Below are 15,392 nucleotides of genomic sequence, written 5' to 3'. Positions count from 1 at the left end.
AATAATCAGAGGCGTCTGGCATCTAACTCGTGGCTACGATCTTTGCCATAACGGTGAAGCGGTCGTTCTGGAAGGACCCATACCCCCACCTTTATGAACATAATTCGAAGAACACAGGCTGCCTCAGGGCGGCCTTTTTTATTTCCCCTCAAATTTACTGAGAGGATTCACAGCAATATGAGGGGGGGCCGATGTCCGATCCATTTTCTGGCACGGGGCTGGCCGGTTTAGCTTTGACCGGAGCCAGTGTCTACGGTTTATTGACCGGGACAGACTACGGTGTTGTTTTTGGTGCATTTGCAGGCGCCGTATTTTACATCGCGACAGCAGCTGACCTGAGTGTGTTGCGCCGGCTGGCCTACTTCGTCGTGTCGTATATCGTCGGCATTCTTGGCTCTGGTCTGGTTGGTTCTAAACTCGCGTCCTGGACGGAATATAGCGATAAACCACTGGATGCCATCGGTGCCGTGATTGTTTCTGCGCTGGCCGTTCAAATCCTTACGTTCCTGAACAAGCAGGACATCGGCTCGCTGGTGGCGCTGATAACGCGCCGGGGAGGTTCGGGTGGTACTAAATGACCCAACAGCAACTATCAACGCGCTGCTCTGCGCCGGTGTTGTGATTACTCTGATGTTTTATCGCCGTGGAGATTCGCGGCATCGGCCATGGATTTCGCGTTTAGCCTGGCTGATTACCGTCACCTACAGCGCTGTACCGCTGGCGTACCTGTGTGGGATTTACCCGCATTCATCATGGGCCACCATTGCGGCAAACATCATATTCCTTTCCGTGCAGGTGGCCGTCAAAGGCAACGTTGCACGTCTGGTTGATCATCTGAGACACTAATGAATCAAACACAATTTCAGAAGGCGGCTGGTATCAGCGCCGGGTTAGCTGCGCGCTGGTTTCCGCATATCGACGCCGCTATGAAGGAGTACGGCATAACCACACCGCTTGATCAGGCGATGTTTATTGCCCAGATGGGGCACGAAAGCTCCAGATTTACCCGTGTGGTGGAAAATCTTAATTATGCGGCAGAAAACTTGGTGCCGACGTTCGGCAGCCACCGCATCACATCTCAGCAAGCCGCTGCACTTGGCAGAACGACAACACAACCGGCGAACCAGAAAGCGATCGCTAATCTGGTATACGGTGGTGAGTGGGGAAAAGAACACCTGGGCAATCAGGTTGACGGTGATGGATGGAAATATCGCGGTCGCGGGCTGAAACAGGTTACTGGTCTGAGTAACTATCGCAGTTGTGGCCAGGCGTTGAAACTGGACCTTGTAACCCACCCGGAACTGCTTGAAGAGGATGAATACGCCGCGCGCTCAGCCGCATGGTTTTATGCCTCCCGCGGTTGCCTTCTTCATTCCGGCGACGTTGAGCGCGTGACACTGTTAATCAATGGCGGCCGCAACGGGCTGGAAAAACGCCGTGCATTGTTTAACCTGGCGAAATCAGTTCTGGTATGAGGTGAGTGTGGGTATCGAGACAATAATCGGGCTGGCCGCACTGGTCATTTCCGCTATCGCCGGCGCTTTTGGTCTGGGCCATATTCGCGGCACCAGCAAAGCAGAAGCTAAAGCCGACCAGCAGCGAACCGAAGATAACGCAGCGGCAATGGTCGCAGCAGCCGAACGCAGGGTAGAAACAACGAAAGAGGCCAGCAATGTACATCAGACTGTTAATCATATGCCTGGCGACGATGTTGATCGCGAGCTGCGTAACGAATGGAAGCGTCCCGGTGGTGGTTGATACCGGTTGTGATTGGGTGAAGCCAATCTTCCTGACGGATCAAGACATCGACGTTCTGGACCGCCAGACGAAGAAAGACATCCTGGCGCATAACAAAGCATGGAAAGCAAATTGCGGGAAAAATTGAGCCTCATCCTTGATGTTCGGACACAGTCTCTCCTCTGGACTTTAACCGTAGCAAACATTGAGTACTCCATAATACGAATGGACAATTCTTTGGGGGGAGAAAATTAAATGGCAGGGAAAAGCTTGAACAAATCAGGGTGGCTCATCCTTGAGCACACGGGTAGTCCTGAACGACGACTTCACCTGACATAGCAAAGTCTATGTAAGAGTCTAGAAAACAATGAGTATTTATCAAGGCGGGAAAGGAAAAAGTCCCTTCCGAAATGAAATCCTGCAACTCGGAAGGGAGACCAAAGGGGTCATCATTACAAGAGAATGTAAATGTAATCCATTTCTCAAAAGTAAAAAGGTGTATTAAATAAATAACTCAAAGGAACGAAAATCTACTTTCTTCTAATGCCTGATGGGTATACGGAATGAATGATTAGCGAAGAATTTTAACAATGCTCACAACTTTATTTTGTCTGTCAGCTACGTTTTAATGGCACGAGTGATTCGATATCTCTGCCATACAGATGAATCCCCCTGAGCGGAGGGGCAACCAGTCACTGCTGGACGTAACGTTGCGGGTTTGCAGAGTGATGCAAGTCCACCGGGAGGCACCCGGCATCTGAATGCTTGACTAAAGGAATAGGGTACACGTCGAAATGAGTGCGAAGTAATACCTACTTACTGCTAGACCCAGCCAGTTCTGTCCGAGCTGGCTTTTTTTTGCAAAAAAAAGCCCTCTCAGAGAGGGCTACAGGAGTCTCAGTTTCGTTGCTCTTTTTATTGATGTTTCCCGGAGTTGGCATTCTCCGCATCAGAGTCATGTATAGCCTGGCAGCCAGGCAGATAACAACAAACGTAAGCGTGGGATATTAAGAATTTCCTCAGATTGTTTTCACTGGTAGATGGGCTAAAGACCTTGAAGCAGTAAGCGGGTTGACCGCAGCCATAAGGCCATGCAGCAGCCATGATGCTGCCCCGAGTCGCGTATTGGCGAGCAGGTATAGCATACCGATGTGAGGGTTAATAATGGGAAATGCTCCGATAGGGCAGCGCGAACGCCAGACGCGTACCGATTTTAAGTGTCGATGAAACGACAGCAGCTCAAGGGGAGGAGTGTGGTCACTCCGGGAAGTGGCAGCAATTACAAAGCTCAGCTGCTGGTGGGCTTAATAAGGTCTTTCTACATTTATTTGAGATGCGGCCTTAGCATATTTAGATAATTTTTATGATGGTTCCGGCATCTTTTAATTTTGTGTAAGTAAAACCCACCGCTCCGTAAAATGATACGCAAAGGAATATCAAAGCGAAGAGCATTACGTAGAAGCTAACGTCACCCTTAACAGAAAACTGATAAATTGCAAAAAAGCATAGTAAGACGAATGCTGTCAGAGAGGAGAGTGCAATAAAAGAATAAAGGAAAATCATGAGCAGGTCGTCCTGACGTTAACATATGTCAAACCATTGTATCTACAGCTTGGCGGATTACCAACCTGCTTCAATACAACGCGCTTCAAAAAGGTTACCTACGCATCGTTTATCGCGAGCAGCGTAAAATGTGGAAGCATCCCAGTGGTGGTTAAAACCTCCTGTGACTGGGTAAAACCAATCTACCTGACTGATCACGACATCGACGTTCTGGATCGGCAGACAAAGCGCGACATCTTGACGCATAACAAAGCGTGGCATGCGAATTGCCATACAAGATAGAACCTCATCCATGAGGCTCTGACACAGTCTCTCCTCTGGACTTTAACCGTAGCAAAGTCTCACAACTCCGCACTCGATCGGCATTCATGTGTTACAGTTAGACCGTGGTGAATCCCCCTCAGCGGCGGGGCTAATTAACCTGACGACTCTTCTTCATGAGGGCATCGTGAATTTCTGAAGCAAGCGGGTCATGGTTGGTTAACCAAAAGGCTCACCGGGAGGCACCCGGCACCACATCTATACGAACCGCAGGTCATCAACTGGTAGGCTGGGTAATACTTATCGCGAATAAGTGATAAAAAATGCCCCCCAACCAGGAGGGCAAGAGGAGTCTCAGTTTTACTTGCTCTTTTTTATCGATGGTTCCCTGAAGTTGGCAATCTCCTCATCAGAGTCTTGAAGAGCTTGGCAGTCAGCCAGTAATCAACAAGCATAAGCGCTAGTGATTAAGATAATCCTTACCTAACCATTTGTGCTGGGCAGTATCATTAAATACTCTGATCATCCATAAGGCTGACATAGCGACGGCAAAGGTATAGAGTTGAAGTGTTTTTATGGAACGAGGAATAACATGAAGGTTAAAGTGATTATCGCTGCTATAGCTTTGGTTTCGTTCAGTGCTGTTGCTGACGAGGGGCAGTATCTCTCTGACTTCGCCAGTGCAAAAAGCACCTCTAAAAGCTACTCCCAGCTTATTAGTAAAAACAAATTACCTGAATGGGTAAAAAGTGGTGGCACAAGCACGCCATCAACCGAAGTTACAGTTGCAGGCAAAAAGTATATTGCACTGTCAGGGTGTAAACCTCATAGTTGTCCAGAACAGAATATTGCTGTTCTCTACTCACCTGATAACGGTGATATCCATGGTGTGTTTTCTGATTTCAATGCAGAAAAGAACCAAGAGACATTGACCTGGTTAAACCTGGATCCGATTGATTCTGATGCGATGAAAAATGCGCTTTTCAATCGGATGTACGGCAATTAAATAGCCCAAGCTTCAAACTGCAATCCACCAGTTTGAAGCTTCAAAACACAAATCAATCGCCTCACAATGTGTTGGTCGCTCACATCGCACCCTCATTCCGCTTAACTTTAGCAATGAATTCTTCTGTGATTGATAGACCCGCTATGATTTCCGAATTTAAGGCGGAAGCACCAAATTTGCTTACAAGGTCCAGAAGAGTTTCATAAGTCTGGATGAGTTCCATTAGATCGGAAATCACTAATTGGTCATGCTCAGTGCGCAAATGTGACCGGGCAGAGGCATGATGCACTATCCACTCGAGATTGGCCTTGATTTTGTGAACATCATCATAGTTATACATATTTCATAAGCTTAAATCCTCATTTCAAGATTTCTTTGAGAAAAATACTTCCTTGCTTCAAACACTGAAGCTGTGAGTGACGTCTAAAGTTCATTTAGTTTAGAGGTGACAATGGCTAAGCCGGACTGGGGCGAGCTGCAGAAGCGGTTCCTGTCTGATCACGCTGCTACTGGCATATCCCCTAAGAAATGGTGCGAGACACATAATCTTTATTATGTAACTGCTCGCCGCTATATCAAGAAAACTGCTGCGCAAAATACAAAAATTTACCCGCAAAAGATAGTGCGCACTGCGCAGAATGATAAAAGCGCAGATGAGCTGGTGGCTATAAAGCTAAGCGCGAAGGTAAAGCACTTTATTGCTGAATACCTGAAGGATAATAACGCCACGGCAGCCGCTGCACGTGCTGGCTATAGTGACCCAAACTATGGTCGTCAGCTAATAGCGAATCCTAACGTTGCGCAGGCAATTGCGCAGCAGCAAAAAGCCTCCATTGAGCGCACGCTTGGCAGTGCCGATGAAGTCCTCGCACAGATGTGGCAGCTTGCCACCTTCGATGCAAACCAACTTTCGCAGTATCGCCGCGGTGCGTGTCGTTACTGCTGGGGCTTCGGCCACCACTATCAGTGGCGTGACGCTGTAGAGTTCGAAGAGGAAACAGCAAAGGCGGAGGGACGGGAAGGGGCAAGGCTGCCGCAAGATACAGGCGGCTATGGCTACGATCACACCAGAGAGCCTAACCCTGGCTGTCCGCGCTGTAACGGTGACGGCATCGGCCAGCCTTATTTCCCGGATACACGCAAGCTCCCGGCAACTTCTCGGCTCGCTTACTCCGGCGTAAAGATCGGCAAGAATGGCGTCGAGATAACCACTATCAGCCGTGAGCGAATGTTCGAAGCGGTAATGAAGCGGCTTGGCCTGGCGGATAGCGAATTCGCGCAGCGTCTCCAGCAAATCGAAATCGACCGCCGGCAGCTGGAGGTGGAAAAACTCCGCAAAGAGCTGGCCGGTGATGGTGATGATGACGAACCGACTCCAGTGCAGATCAATATCAACGTAGTGGACGCGAGGGCGGAAGATGGGGATCAGCCCGACACTTAACATTCCTCAGGCGCGTTTCCTCGCGATGCAGCACAAATTCAAAGCCTACGTTGCCGGGTTCGGTTCCGGTAAGACGTGGGTGGGTTGTGGCGGCATCTGTAAGGGGATGTGGGAGCACCCTAAAATTAACCAAGGTTATTTCGCGCCGACGTACCCGCAGATTCGTGACATCTTCTACCCGACAATTGAAGAGGTGGCTTTTGACTGGGGACTGAGCGTCAAAATCAATGAGGGGAATAAAGAGGTTCACTTCTACGAGGGGCGACGGTACCGCGGGACAACAATCTGCCGCTCGATGGAGAAGCCAGGTTCGATAGTCGGCTTTAAAATCGGTAATGCGATGGTGGATGAACTGGACGTCATGGCGGCTGCTAAAGCGCAGCAGGCCTGGCGAAAAATCATCGCCCGTATGCGTTACAAGGTCGATGGGTTGCGTAACGGCATCGATGTCACGACAACGCCGGAAGGCTTCAAATTCGTTTACCAGCAGTTCGTAAAAGCGGTGCGTGAAAAACCTGAGCTTTCTGCTCTGTACGGGCTGATTCAGGCCAGCACGTTCGACAACGCGAAGAACCTTCCCCCGGATTACATCCCGTCGCTGCTGAGTTCTTATCCTGATGAACTGATTCAGGCATACCTGCGCGGGAAGTTCACGAACCTCAATAGCGGAACCATTTACCACACCTTTAACCGTAAGCTGAACAACTGTTCTGACGAGATTAAGGATGGGGATCCGCTGTTTATCGGTATGGACTTCAACGTTGGAAAAATGGCCGCGATTGTTCACGTAAAGCGTAACGGGTTACCGCGAGCGGTTCGCGAGCTGGTGAAGGTCTACGACACGCCGGCGATGATTAAGCGTATACAGGAAGAGTTCTGGCGCTACGAGGATGGTCGCTACGTGAAGAGCCGGGAGATTTACATCTATCCGGATGCCTCTGGCGACTCCCGCAAGTCCCAGAACGCCAGCAAGACCGATATCGCTCAGCTCAACGATGCCGGATTCAGCGTCATTGTTGATGATGCCAACCCGCCGGTTAAAGACCGCATCAACTCGATGAACGCCATGTTCTGTAACGCCAACGGCGAGCGCCGTTATCTGGTGAACGTCCAGAATTGCCCGGTCTACACCGAAAGCCTCGAACAACAGGTCTGGGCAGCGAACGGAGAGCCGGACAAAAAAGCTGATAACGATCACCCCAATGATGCTGGTGGGTACTTCATTGTGAAGGATTACCCCATCGTGAAACCCGCATACTCAATCACCATGGACACCACTTTCTGATATGGCAAACGACGACATCACCTGGGTTCGACCAGAACACCGGGCGGCTTCTGCTGCCTGGCGGAAATATAGAGATTTTTGCAAAGGAGCTGAGGCCGTAAAAGCGGCGGGCAATAAGTATTTGCCTTATCTCGATCCAACCGATAAATCCACGCGCAACCGTAAACGCAATGAAGATTATCTGCGCCGCGCTGTATTTTACGCCATTGCGGGTAATACGAAGATCGGCATGCTTGGCATGGCATATCGAAAGGATCCCACCTTTAACGGTCCTGAAAAGCTGAAATACCTGCTGGATAATGCTGACGGTGCTGGTACCAGCATCTATCAACAGTCGCAGCTGGTGGCCGAGAACGTGCTGGAGGTGGCGCGAGAGGGGCTTTATGTTGACTATGCAGAAGCATCCGACGAAGCGATCATCCTCCGCTATCCGGCAGAGAACATCATCAACTGGCGGACAAAGCGAATTAACGGGCGCGATCAGCTGGTGCTGGTGGTCCTGCGTGAATGCGTAGAAGAGCCGGATGGTTATGCTTACAAGGATGAAATACAGTACCGGGAGCTGGCGCTGGAAGAAGGGCGGTTCATATGCCGGGTATGGCGCCGGGCTGATGGCACAGCAAGCGGAACCTACACCGTCGACAGCGAATATCATCCGAAGCCTAAAGGAAAGGACTACTGGGATGAAATTCCGTTTACCTTTGTCGGCGCCCAGAACAACGATCCCACTATCGATGATTCACCGCTGGCCGCGCTGGTGGAGATAAACCATGGCCATTATCGAAACAGCGCTGACTATGAGGACAGCGTGTGGTTCTGTGGTCAGGTGCAGCCGTATATGACTGGGCTTGATACCAACTGGCGCGATTACCTTGAGAAGGCCGGAGTAAAAATTGGTTCCCGTTCACCGCTAATGCTTCCCAGAGAAGGCTCGTTTGGCTATGCCCAGGCGCAGCCGAACATGCTGGCTAAAGAGGCCATGGACAGCAAGCGCGATTACATGGTGCAGCTGGGCGCCCGACTGATTGAGCAGAACGCCACGGCCAAGACTGCTACCCAGGCGAGCGGTGAGCAGACATCATCAACATCGGTGCTAGGTATCTGCGTTTCGAACGTTTCTGAGGCTTACACGCTGGCGCTGGGCTGGTGTGCAAAGTACCTGGGCATTAATGGGGATGAGCCAGCTTACATCATCAACCAGGAATTTATAGCGAAGGTTGCCGAATCCGGGATGGTCACCGCCATTGTGAACGCCTGGCAGTCCGGCGCACTGCGCGATACTGACATGATCCGGGCACTTCAGAAACTCGACCTCATCAACCCGGCAGACAGCCCGGATGATGTGATTGATGCGCTCCGCAATCAGGCGCCCTCATTGACCGGGGGCTGATATGGCAACAGTCAACGAAAGTTTGCGGGATGAGGCCATTGCTCATTCCGTCTGGATTAGCCGCTATGCGACAGGTGTCGCTAACCGGATGGTGAAGCTGCTTAACGAGACTGATGCTGAACTATATGCCCGTCTGCTGGATGCACTGGATCGGCTTCCGGCTGATAGCTTCACGGTTACACGTCTGGAAAGCTTGCTCGGCAGCGTACGCGAACTTAACCATCAGGCTGTGGCTTCAATGCAGTCCGGTCTGGAAGGGGAACTGCTGGCGCTTTCAAGGAACGAGGTCAGTTATCAGTTGAGCCTGTTCGATTCCCTTCTTCCCTCACAGGTGCTGGCACGCTACCCGCTACAGGGAATCACCGCCGATATGGTTTATGCCGCGGCGATGGCTCAGCCATTTCAGGGGCGCCTGCTGAGTGAGTGGGCGGAGAATCTGGAATCGGACAGGCTGGCGCGGGTCATAAACGCTGTACGCCGTGGCTACCTTGCTGGCGACACGGTTGAAACCATCTCCCGAAGTGTGCGCGGTCATGCCAATAAAGACTATCGCGACGGCGCGCTCCAGATGAGCAGGGCAAACGCCGCAAGCATCGCTAAAACAGCCGTGAATCATCTGGCTGCGACCGCGCGCAACAGCTTCACCAGCGCCAACAGCGACATCGTGAAGGGTAAGCAGTGGCTGTCTACGCTGGACAATAAAACCAGCCACGACTGCATTATTCGCGACCTGCTGCGATACACGCTGGATAATAAACCGATCGGGCATAAAGTACCTTACCTGCAAGGGCCCGGGAAAATTCATTTCTGCTGCCGTTCTACCGAAACCCTGATTCTTAAGTCGTGGCGCGAACTTGGTATCGATATCGATGAAATGGACGATGGTACCCGCGCCAGCATGGACGGACAGGTACCGGCGAAAACCACGTATCTGGAATGGCTGAGGCGACAATCGGCGCAGCGACAGGATCAGGTTCTGGGGGTTGAGCGTGGACGGATGTTCCGGGCGGGTAAAATCGACCTTGGCGAAATGTACACGGACAAGGGGGAATGGATAAGCCTCGAACAGCTTCAGGAGCGTTCCGGGGCAGCCCCGACACTTGAATCCTCCCGTACCCTGGATGAGCTGGTGGAGTGGATGACCGGGCGTGTGGCGCAGGATGTGAAGTTCCCGGATGGTGTATCACTGGATGAGGCGAAACAGGCGGCGCAGGCTGCTTTCGATGTGATCCATCGGTTTGGACTCCAACCCGTCTCGGCGTTCGGTAACACTCTGGATGTTCCGGCGTCTGCTGCTGGCGCTTATGAATCATCCTCACGAATCGTGCACCTTTCCAGGTGGGCGATGGACAGCGGTGAATGGGAAAATATTCTGAAGAACAGCGCAGGAATCGATATGACAATGATGGTCAGGCCATCAGTTGCGTCGTCCACGTTGCCTCAGGATGTACTGGATGTTTCGCCTGCGGAGTTGCCGTATGTTGCGGTGGCATCGGTGAAGGGCACCGTGTGGCATGAACTTGGACATCATCTGTACTATTCCCGGCCTGAAGTTGGTGCACTGGTTGAAAGTGCTTATGATGATGGCAGGTGGCGTGCTCTCAGCGCCTATGCCGCAGAAGCACCGAAAGAACTTTTTGCTGAGATCGTATCGGCGTATATGAGCGGCCAGAATGACACTATCAACCCCGAGATCCTCAAGTGGCTGAAACAACACTCCCGTTCCTGAAAAAAGCGTCAGAGCTGGCTCATATGGAGCCTTTGCCGGATGACGTTATCGAACAACTGGATGCTATCTGCAAAGAGGCTGGCGAGGCTACGCCTGAAGGCAGGATGATTGGCGTCCTGATCGGCTCGGTTTACACCCGGCTAAACAACCCTGATTAAGCGTTAAACAAACACTCTGAGCCCTGGCATCCGCCGGGGCTTTTTTTATGGGCGAGGCCCGACAAAATCCCGAGGGGAAATTATGTTAATCCGAAACATGCTTCTGAAATATTACGCACCTGAAAACGACGGTGAGGGCAGTGGTGGCGGTGGTATCGAAATCACCCCCGAAATCCAGAAGCTGATTGATGAGCGTGTGACCAGTGAAGTCACAGGCCTGAAATCGAAAAACTCTGAGCTGCTGGGCACCATCAAGCAGCAAAAAGAAAACCTGTCGCGCTTTGACGGTATCGATCCAGACGCTGTACGCGGCATTCTCCAGCGTTTTTCTGACGATGAAGAGGCGAAGCTTATCGCCGCCGGGAAAATTGATGAGGTGCTGGATAAGCGTACCGAGCGCCTGCGTGCTGACGTTGATAAGCAGATCAAAGCGGCAAACGAACGCGCGGAAAAAGCTGAAGCGTTCTCCAACAAATTCCGGGATCGGGTTCTCGGGGATGCAATCCGTGCAGCAGCCTCCAAAGCGGGCGCGCTGCCTGAAGCTTCTGACGATCTTATTCTGCGTGCCAAAGGCACATTCCAGCTCAACGACGAAGGCGAGGCCGTAGCGGTTGATGCAAATGGCGATGTTCTGTTCGGCAAAGATGGCAAAACCCCACTAAGCCCGCTTGAGTGGGCGGAGTCACTCAAGGAGACGGCTCCGCATCTGTTCCCGCGCGCAGAAGGCACAGGCGCGGGCGGACACAAGCCAAACGGTGGTGGAAGTCTGAAACGTTCCGAAATGAGCGCCAGCGACAAAGCGGACTACATCCGCAAACACGGCCAGCAGGCCTTCCTCAAACTTCCGAAATAAGGGATTCAAACCATGGCAACGACTGTTAATTCCGACCTGGTTATTTATGACGATCTGGCGCAGACCGCGTTTCTTGAGCGTCGCCAGGACAACCTGGAAGTGTTCAACGCTTCCTCCAACGGTGCGATTTTGCTGGATAATGAACTGATTGAAGGCGATTTCCGCAAGCGAGCCTTCTACAAAGTGGGCGGTTCTATCGAATCGCGTGACACGAACTCCACCGATAAAGTGACTGGCAAGAAGATTGGCGCCGGTGAATCCGTATCCGTCAAAGCACCGTGGAAATACGGCCCGTATGAAACCACCGAAGAGGCATTCAAACGCCGCGGCCGCTCTGTAGACGAATTCTCCGAAGTGATCGGCGTTGATGTGGCAGATGCCACGCTGGAAGGCTACGTGAAATATGGCCTGAAAGCGCTGACTGCGGCGATTGGTGCTAACACGGACATGGTCGTAACCGCCGACATTGCGACCGACGGTAAAAAGACCCTGACCCGTGGCCTGCGCAAATACGGCGACAAATTTAACCGCGTGGCTCTGTTCGTGATGCACTCTGCGACCTACTTCGACATTGTTGATGAGGCGATTGCCAACAAAATCTACGAAGAAGCGGGCGTGGTGGTTTACGGCGGTCAGCCTGGCACGCTGGGTAAACCTGTGCTGGTGACCGACACCATGGACGCTGATGCGATCCTTGGGCTGGTGGCCGGCGCAGTGACTGTTACCGAGTCTCAGGCGCCGGGCTTCCGTTCCTACGATATCAACGATCAGGAAAACCTTGCGATTGGCTACCGAGCTGAAGGTACCGTGAACGTTGAACTGCTGGGCTACAGTTGGGATACCGCCAAAGGTGATAACCCTGACCTGACCGCCATCGGCACCGCGGGGAACTGGAAAAAACACTTCACCAGTAACAAATCCACTGCGGGCGTTCTCATCAAACTCGGCGGCGGTAGCTAATCATCACAAAGGGGCTTTGGCCCCTTTTTTATGCGCATCGCACGCGCACATCGAAGAAAGTCTTTCAGCTGTGAGCCTGGGCAAACCGTTAACTTTCGGCGGCTTTGCCGTGCGACAGGCTCACGTCTAAAAGGGAAATCAAATGCAGGTCACTATTGATGGTGTCCCGTTTGTGCCTGCCTGCGCTTCAGCGTCACGGATTGGCATTGCCATAACTACCCATAACCGGCCAGACGTTTTAAAGCGCGCCATTGAGCAGCATACCAAACATCTTCCTGTCGATGCGCAGGTGGTGGTTATCGACGACGGCTCTAAACCTCCCGCCGTAGTACCAGACGGCGTGCAGCTGCGTCGCCATGAAACATCACTTGGCATTGTTGCTTCGAAGAACGCCAGTTTAACCGCGCTTATGGACGCCGGGTGTGAGCATCTTTTCCTTTGGGACGATGACGCCTGGCCCATCGCTGATAACTGGCACCTTCCATACATCGAATCACCCGAACCGCACCTGGCTTACCAGTTTCTGGATCTTGCTGGCACGAACAAGCTGAATGACCTTTCTGAGCTTTACCGTGACGATCAGCATGTGGCTTACACCGGGCAGCGCGGCGTGATGCTGTATTACCACCGCAGCGCCATTGAGAAAGTAGGTGGATTCGATCCGATATACGGCCGTGGTATGTATGAACACAGTGACCTCGCGCTACGTATCCATAACGCTGGCCTGACGACGTGGGCTTACGGTGATGTGGTCGGTTCAGAAAAGCTAATCCATTCTCTCGATGAGTATGAAGCCGTAGAGCGTTCGGTACCGCGTCCCGACCGACAGGCGCTGGTGGAACGTAACGTGAAGATCCACAACGAACGGCGTGATGCCGGGTTTACTGGTTACGTTGAATACCACCAGCAGCGCGACGTGGTTATCACAACCCTGCTTACCAGTCAGCCTGACCCGCAGCGCGGCACAAAAATGGCGGCCTCGCCTGGCATGCTGAGCAAATGGGCGGCCTCGCTTCGCCAGTGTGGTCGTATAGCGCTGGTGGATGAATTACTGACGGCCCCGGCAGATGTTGAGCTATGTCGCGTTCCTGACGTGAAGATGAATGTCTACTTTCGTCGCTGGTTGCACATCTGGCAGCACTTGCGAGTTCACCCTGAATACCGGTTCGTCTGGTGTACCGATGGTACCGATGTCGAAATGCTTCGCGCGCCGTGGGAAGAAATGGAGGCAGGGAAGGTGTACGTCGGTTCTGAACCAAAGACCTACGTCGATTCCTGGGCAAAGCAAAATCATCCGGAGCGCATCTATCAGGAGTTCATTGAAAAGCACCGCAACGATGTGATGCTTAACGCTGGGCTGCTGGGGGGGACCCGCGCTGATGTGATGGCGTTCGCTCACGGCATCATCCGTCTTTACTATCGGATCGAGAGCTATCGTTTCTGGAAGAAAGAACAGGCTGGCGCCGCGGTGGGCGACATGCTGGCGTTCGGCATTGTTGCGAAGTCATTCGCTGACAGGCTGATCACCGGCCCTATGGTTCACACGGTATTCAAAACTGAGGGCATCGGTAAGGAGGCAGCGTGGTGGAAACACAAGTGAAGTTTGTTGTGGTTGGTCACCACACCCGGACGGGACAAGCACAACGTCTTGCTGCGCTGCTGGATGCTCATCTGCTGATTGATGACGGTAACCACGGTGCGAACTGGAATCATCGCCGCGCGCTGGAGTGGGCAGCAGAACAAACCTGCCGGGTAGTGGTGCTGGAAGACGACGCGATACCTGTTCACGGATTCATAAACAAGATAAGTCACTGGCTGGCCCGATGCCCTGATTCTCTCATCAGTTTCTATCTCGGTACCAGCAGGCCTCCGCAATGGCAACCAACTATTGCGGCAAAGTTGTCATCATGCAGGGAAACCTTAACCCTACCAACCCTGATCCACGGTGTTTGCTATAGCATCCCCCAGAACGAGCTGGCGGATATTCTGGCGCGCTGGCCGCATCATCTCGCAGCCGATTTTGCTATCGGCAGAGCCTGGGGGCGGGAGGTGGTTTATCTGTCCGAATCTCTGGTTGAGCATGCAGACGGGCCAAGTGTTGAACGCCATCCGGATGGTAAGCCCAGAACTGAGGCCCGGCGTGCGTGGTCATTAGCCGGCACCCTGGAGGAACTATGATTATCACCGACCCAACAGACCCGGGTTTTAATAGCTACGCCAGTGAAGAGGACCTTGCCTCATTTGCGGAAATACGCGGTATTGAACTGCCTGACAAGCTTACACCTTTGCTGATTAAGGCAATGGATTACCTGGAGGGGCTGGACTGGGTTGGCTCAAAAGCTGACCCGAGACAGGCTCTGGCATGGCCACGCGAGAATGTCGTTCTGGATGAACATGATTTCCCGCCGGATGAAGTTCCACGTCAGGTTATAACCGCGCAGTGCATGCTGGCGGTAGAGGCAATCGACGGCGATTTACTCACCAGCGTGCGCGAAGCCGCTGTGAAGACTGAGCGTGTGGAAGGCGCTGTCACTATGACCTATGCAGTCGCAGATGGCGAAGTCTTTACACCGTCTTATCCTGCTGTGATGGGGATGCTGGGTGACCTTGCTGGTGGTCGTGGCTACGCAATCAATGCATTTGCAGAGAGGGCATGATATGGCGATTGATTACCAACGTATGCAGGCCAGAACAACGCGCATGCTCAGGCAGAACGGAGCGTTATACATCGTCATCCGCAAGGGTTCAGTAACGGTTATCGGTGGAGTCGAGCATAAAACGGATGATGTTCAGTTCACTGCGATCGGCGTTAAAACGGAATACACGCCAGGCGAAATTGATGGATCGGTCATCGTAAACGGTGATGTTCGAATCGTCTTTACCGCAGAGCAGGAAATTAAAATCGGCGATGTGGTTGATATAGACGGCACAGCCTACCGCGTTGTGAACCCCAACCCTGCAAAACCTGCCTCGCTGGTACTCTGCTACAAAGCGCAACTGAGGGCTTAA

17 protein-coding genes and 1 pseudogene are annotated in these 15,392 nt (G+C 52.4%); 17 read left to right on the top strand and 1 reads right to left on the bottom strand.

The features are described from left to right. Window positions 1-191: 191 nt before the first annotated feature. Genes E0L16_RS09010 through E0L16_RS22110 form a run of 5 tightly spaced genes read left to right on the top strand, consistent with a single transcriptional unit; the run spans window position 192 to window position 1,885 of the window. Entirely contained in the window at window positions 192-578 is a 387-nt protein-coding gene (locus E0L16_RS09010) for a phage holin family protein (protein ID WP_063448877.1), read from the top strand. After that, a complete protein-coding gene (locus E0L16_RS09005) occupies window positions 565-846 on the top strand; it encodes a phage holin family protein (RefSeq protein ID WP_131636765.1) in 282 nt (93 codons plus the stop codon). The genes E0L16_RS09010 and E0L16_RS09005 overlap by 14 nt, the downstream gene beginning before the upstream one ends. After that, window positions 846-1,475 (top strand): glycoside hydrolase family 19 protein, encoded by a 630-nt coding sequence (locus E0L16_RS09000; protein ID WP_131636764.1) that lies wholly within the window; start codon window positions 846-848, stop codon window positions 1,473-1,475. Before E0L16_RS09005 ends, E0L16_RS09000 begins: the two co-directional genes overlap by 1 nt. 7 nt (window positions 1,476-1,482) lie before the next feature. After that, window positions 1,483-1,758, top strand: coding sequence for a hypothetical protein (locus tag E0L16_RS08995; RefSeq protein WP_058689407.1), 276 nt, complete (start codon window positions 1,483-1,485; stop codon window positions 1,756-1,758). Continuing rightward, window positions 1,748-1,885 carry a hypothetical protein gene (locus E0L16_RS22110; protein ID WP_063135099.1) on the top strand — a complete coding sequence of 46 codons (138 nt, stop codon included), beginning with the start codon at window positions 1,748-1,750 and terminating at the stop codon, window positions 1,883-1,885. The genes E0L16_RS08995 and E0L16_RS22110 overlap by 11 nt, the downstream gene beginning before the upstream one ends. Window positions 1,886-3,357: 1,472 nt before the next feature. Here the strand turns inward: E0L16_RS22110 and E0L16_RS22020 are convergent. Next, window positions 3,358-3,573, bottom strand: coding sequence for a hypothetical protein (locus E0L16_RS22020; protein ID WP_165498405.1), 216 nt, complete (start codon window positions 3,571-3,573; stop codon window positions 3,358-3,360). 580 nt (window positions 3,574-4,153) lie between these two features. On the opposite strand from E0L16_RS22020, the gene E0L16_RS08990 reads away from it, so the two are divergent. The 12 genes and pseudogenes from E0L16_RS08990 (at window position 4,154) to E0L16_RS08930 (ending at window position 15,392) form a co-directional block, all read left to right on the top strand. Next, window positions 4,154-4,567, top strand: a complete 414-nt coding sequence (locus tag E0L16_RS08990; RefSeq protein ID WP_131636763.1) for an Ivy family c-type lysozyme inhibitor — start codon at window positions 4,154-4,156, stop codon at window positions 4,565-4,567. A 451-nt stretch (window positions 4,568-5,018) separates the two neighbouring features. Further along, window positions 5,019-6,008: a terminase small subunit gene (locus E0L16_RS08980; protein WP_131636762.1), complete on the top strand. Its 990-nt coding sequence runs from the start codon at window positions 5,019-5,021 to the stop codon at window positions 6,006-6,008. Further along, on the top strand, window positions 5,986-7,293 hold the full coding sequence (locus E0L16_RS08975; RefSeq protein WP_131636761.1) for a terminase large subunit domain-containing protein: 1,308 nt from the start codon (window positions 5,986-5,988) through the stop codon (window positions 7,291-7,293). Before E0L16_RS08980 ends, E0L16_RS08975 begins: the two co-directional genes overlap by 23 nt. 1 nt (window position 7,294) lies before the next feature. Next, window positions 7,295-8,683 (top strand): DUF4055 domain-containing protein, encoded by a 1,389-nt coding sequence (locus E0L16_RS08970; protein ID WP_131636760.1) that lies wholly within the window; start codon window positions 7,295-7,297, stop codon window positions 8,681-8,683. Between the two features lies 1 nt (window position 8,684). Next, a pseudogene (locus E0L16_RS08965) lies at window positions 8,685-9,776 on the top strand (structural protein); the annotation flags it as partial. Between the two features lie 608 nt (window positions 9,777-10,384). Next, on the top strand, window positions 10,385-10,570 hold the full coding sequence (locus E0L16_RS08960; RefSeq protein WP_048228552.1) for a hypothetical protein: 186 nt from the start codon (window positions 10,385-10,387) through the stop codon (window positions 10,568-10,570). Window positions 10,571-10,652: 82 nt separating this feature from the next. Next, window positions 10,653-11,423 (top strand): hypothetical protein, encoded by a 771-nt coding sequence (locus E0L16_RS08955; RefSeq protein ID WP_102751291.1) that lies wholly within the window; start codon window positions 10,653-10,655, stop codon window positions 11,421-11,423. 12 nt (window positions 11,424-11,435) lie between these two features. Then, entirely contained in the window at window positions 11,436-12,383 is a 948-nt protein-coding gene (locus E0L16_RS08950) for a major capsid protein (RefSeq protein WP_032665986.1), read from the top strand. 142 nt (window positions 12,384-12,525) lie between these two features. Further along, window positions 12,526-13,983, top strand: coding sequence for a glycosyltransferase family 2 protein (locus E0L16_RS08945; protein ID WP_131636759.1), 1,458 nt, complete (start codon window positions 12,526-12,528; stop codon window positions 13,981-13,983). After that, entirely contained in the window at window positions 13,965-14,561 is a 597-nt protein-coding gene (locus E0L16_RS08940; RefSeq protein ID WP_131636758.1) for a hypothetical protein, read from the top strand. Before E0L16_RS08945 ends, E0L16_RS08940 begins: the two co-directional genes overlap by 19 nt. Further along, a complete protein-coding gene (locus E0L16_RS08935) occupies window positions 14,558-15,040 on the top strand; it encodes a DnaT-like ssDNA-binding protein (RefSeq protein WP_131636757.1) in 483 nt (160 codons plus the stop codon). Before E0L16_RS08940 ends, E0L16_RS08935 begins: the two co-directional genes overlap by 4 nt. Window position 15,041: 1 nt before the next feature. After that, window positions 15,042-15,392: a hypothetical protein gene (locus E0L16_RS08930; protein ID WP_131636756.1), complete on the top strand. Its 351-nt coding sequence runs from the start codon at window positions 15,042-15,044 to the stop codon at window positions 15,390-15,392.

The sequence above is a fragment of the Enterobacter quasihormaechei genome, assembly GCF_004331385.1.
Taxonomy (GTDB): domain Bacteria; phylum Pseudomonadota; class Gammaproteobacteria; order Enterobacterales; family Enterobacteriaceae; genus Enterobacter; species Enterobacter quasihormaechei.
This window is presented reverse-complemented; position numbering and strand designations above follow the sequence as displayed.

What these genes read in the sequence shown, in the direction of transcription:
- E0L16_RS09010 (WP_063448877.1), top strand. Translation starts at nt 192, where the DNA reads ATGTCCGATCCATTTTCTGGCACGGGGCTGGCCGGTTTAGCTTTGACC.
- E0L16_RS09000 (WP_131636764.1), top strand. Translation starts at nt 846, where the DNA reads ATGAATCAAACACAATTTCAGAAGGCGGCTGGTATCAGCGCCGGGTTA.
- E0L16_RS22020 (WP_165498405.1), bottom strand. Translation starts at nt 3,573, where the DNA reads ATGGCAATTCGCATGCCACGCTTTGTTATGCGTCAAGATGTCGCGCTT.
- E0L16_RS08990 (WP_131636763.1), top strand. Translation starts at nt 4,154, where the DNA reads ATGAAGGTTAAAGTGATTATCGCTGCTATAGCTTTGGTTTCGTTCAGT.
- E0L16_RS08980 (WP_131636762.1), top strand. Translation starts at nt 5,019, where the DNA reads ATGGCTAAGCCGGACTGGGGCGAGCTGCAGAAGCGGTTCCTGTCTGAT.
- E0L16_RS08975 (WP_131636761.1), top strand. Translation starts at nt 5,986, where the DNA reads ATGGGGATCAGCCCGACACTTAACATTCCTCAGGCGCGTTTCCTCGCG.
- E0L16_RS08970 (WP_131636760.1), top strand. Translation starts at nt 7,295, where the DNA reads ATGGCAAACGACGACATCACCTGGGTTCGACCAGAACACCGGGCGGCT.
- E0L16_RS08955 (WP_102751291.1), top strand. Translation starts at nt 10,653, where the DNA reads ATGTTAATCCGAAACATGCTTCTGAAATATTACGCACCTGAAAACGAC.
- E0L16_RS08950 (WP_032665986.1), top strand. Translation starts at nt 11,436, where the DNA reads ATGGCAACGACTGTTAATTCCGACCTGGTTATTTATGACGATCTGGCG.
- E0L16_RS08945 (WP_131636759.1), top strand. Translation starts at nt 12,526, where the DNA reads ATGCAGGTCACTATTGATGGTGTCCCGTTTGTGCCTGCCTGCGCTTCA.
- E0L16_RS08935 (WP_131636757.1), top strand. Translation starts at nt 14,558, where the DNA reads ATGATTATCACCGACCCAACAGACCCGGGTTTTAATAGCTACGCCAGT.
- E0L16_RS08930 (WP_131636756.1), top strand. Translation starts at nt 15,042, where the DNA reads ATGGCGATTGATTACCAACGTATGCAGGCCAGAACAACGCGCATGCTC.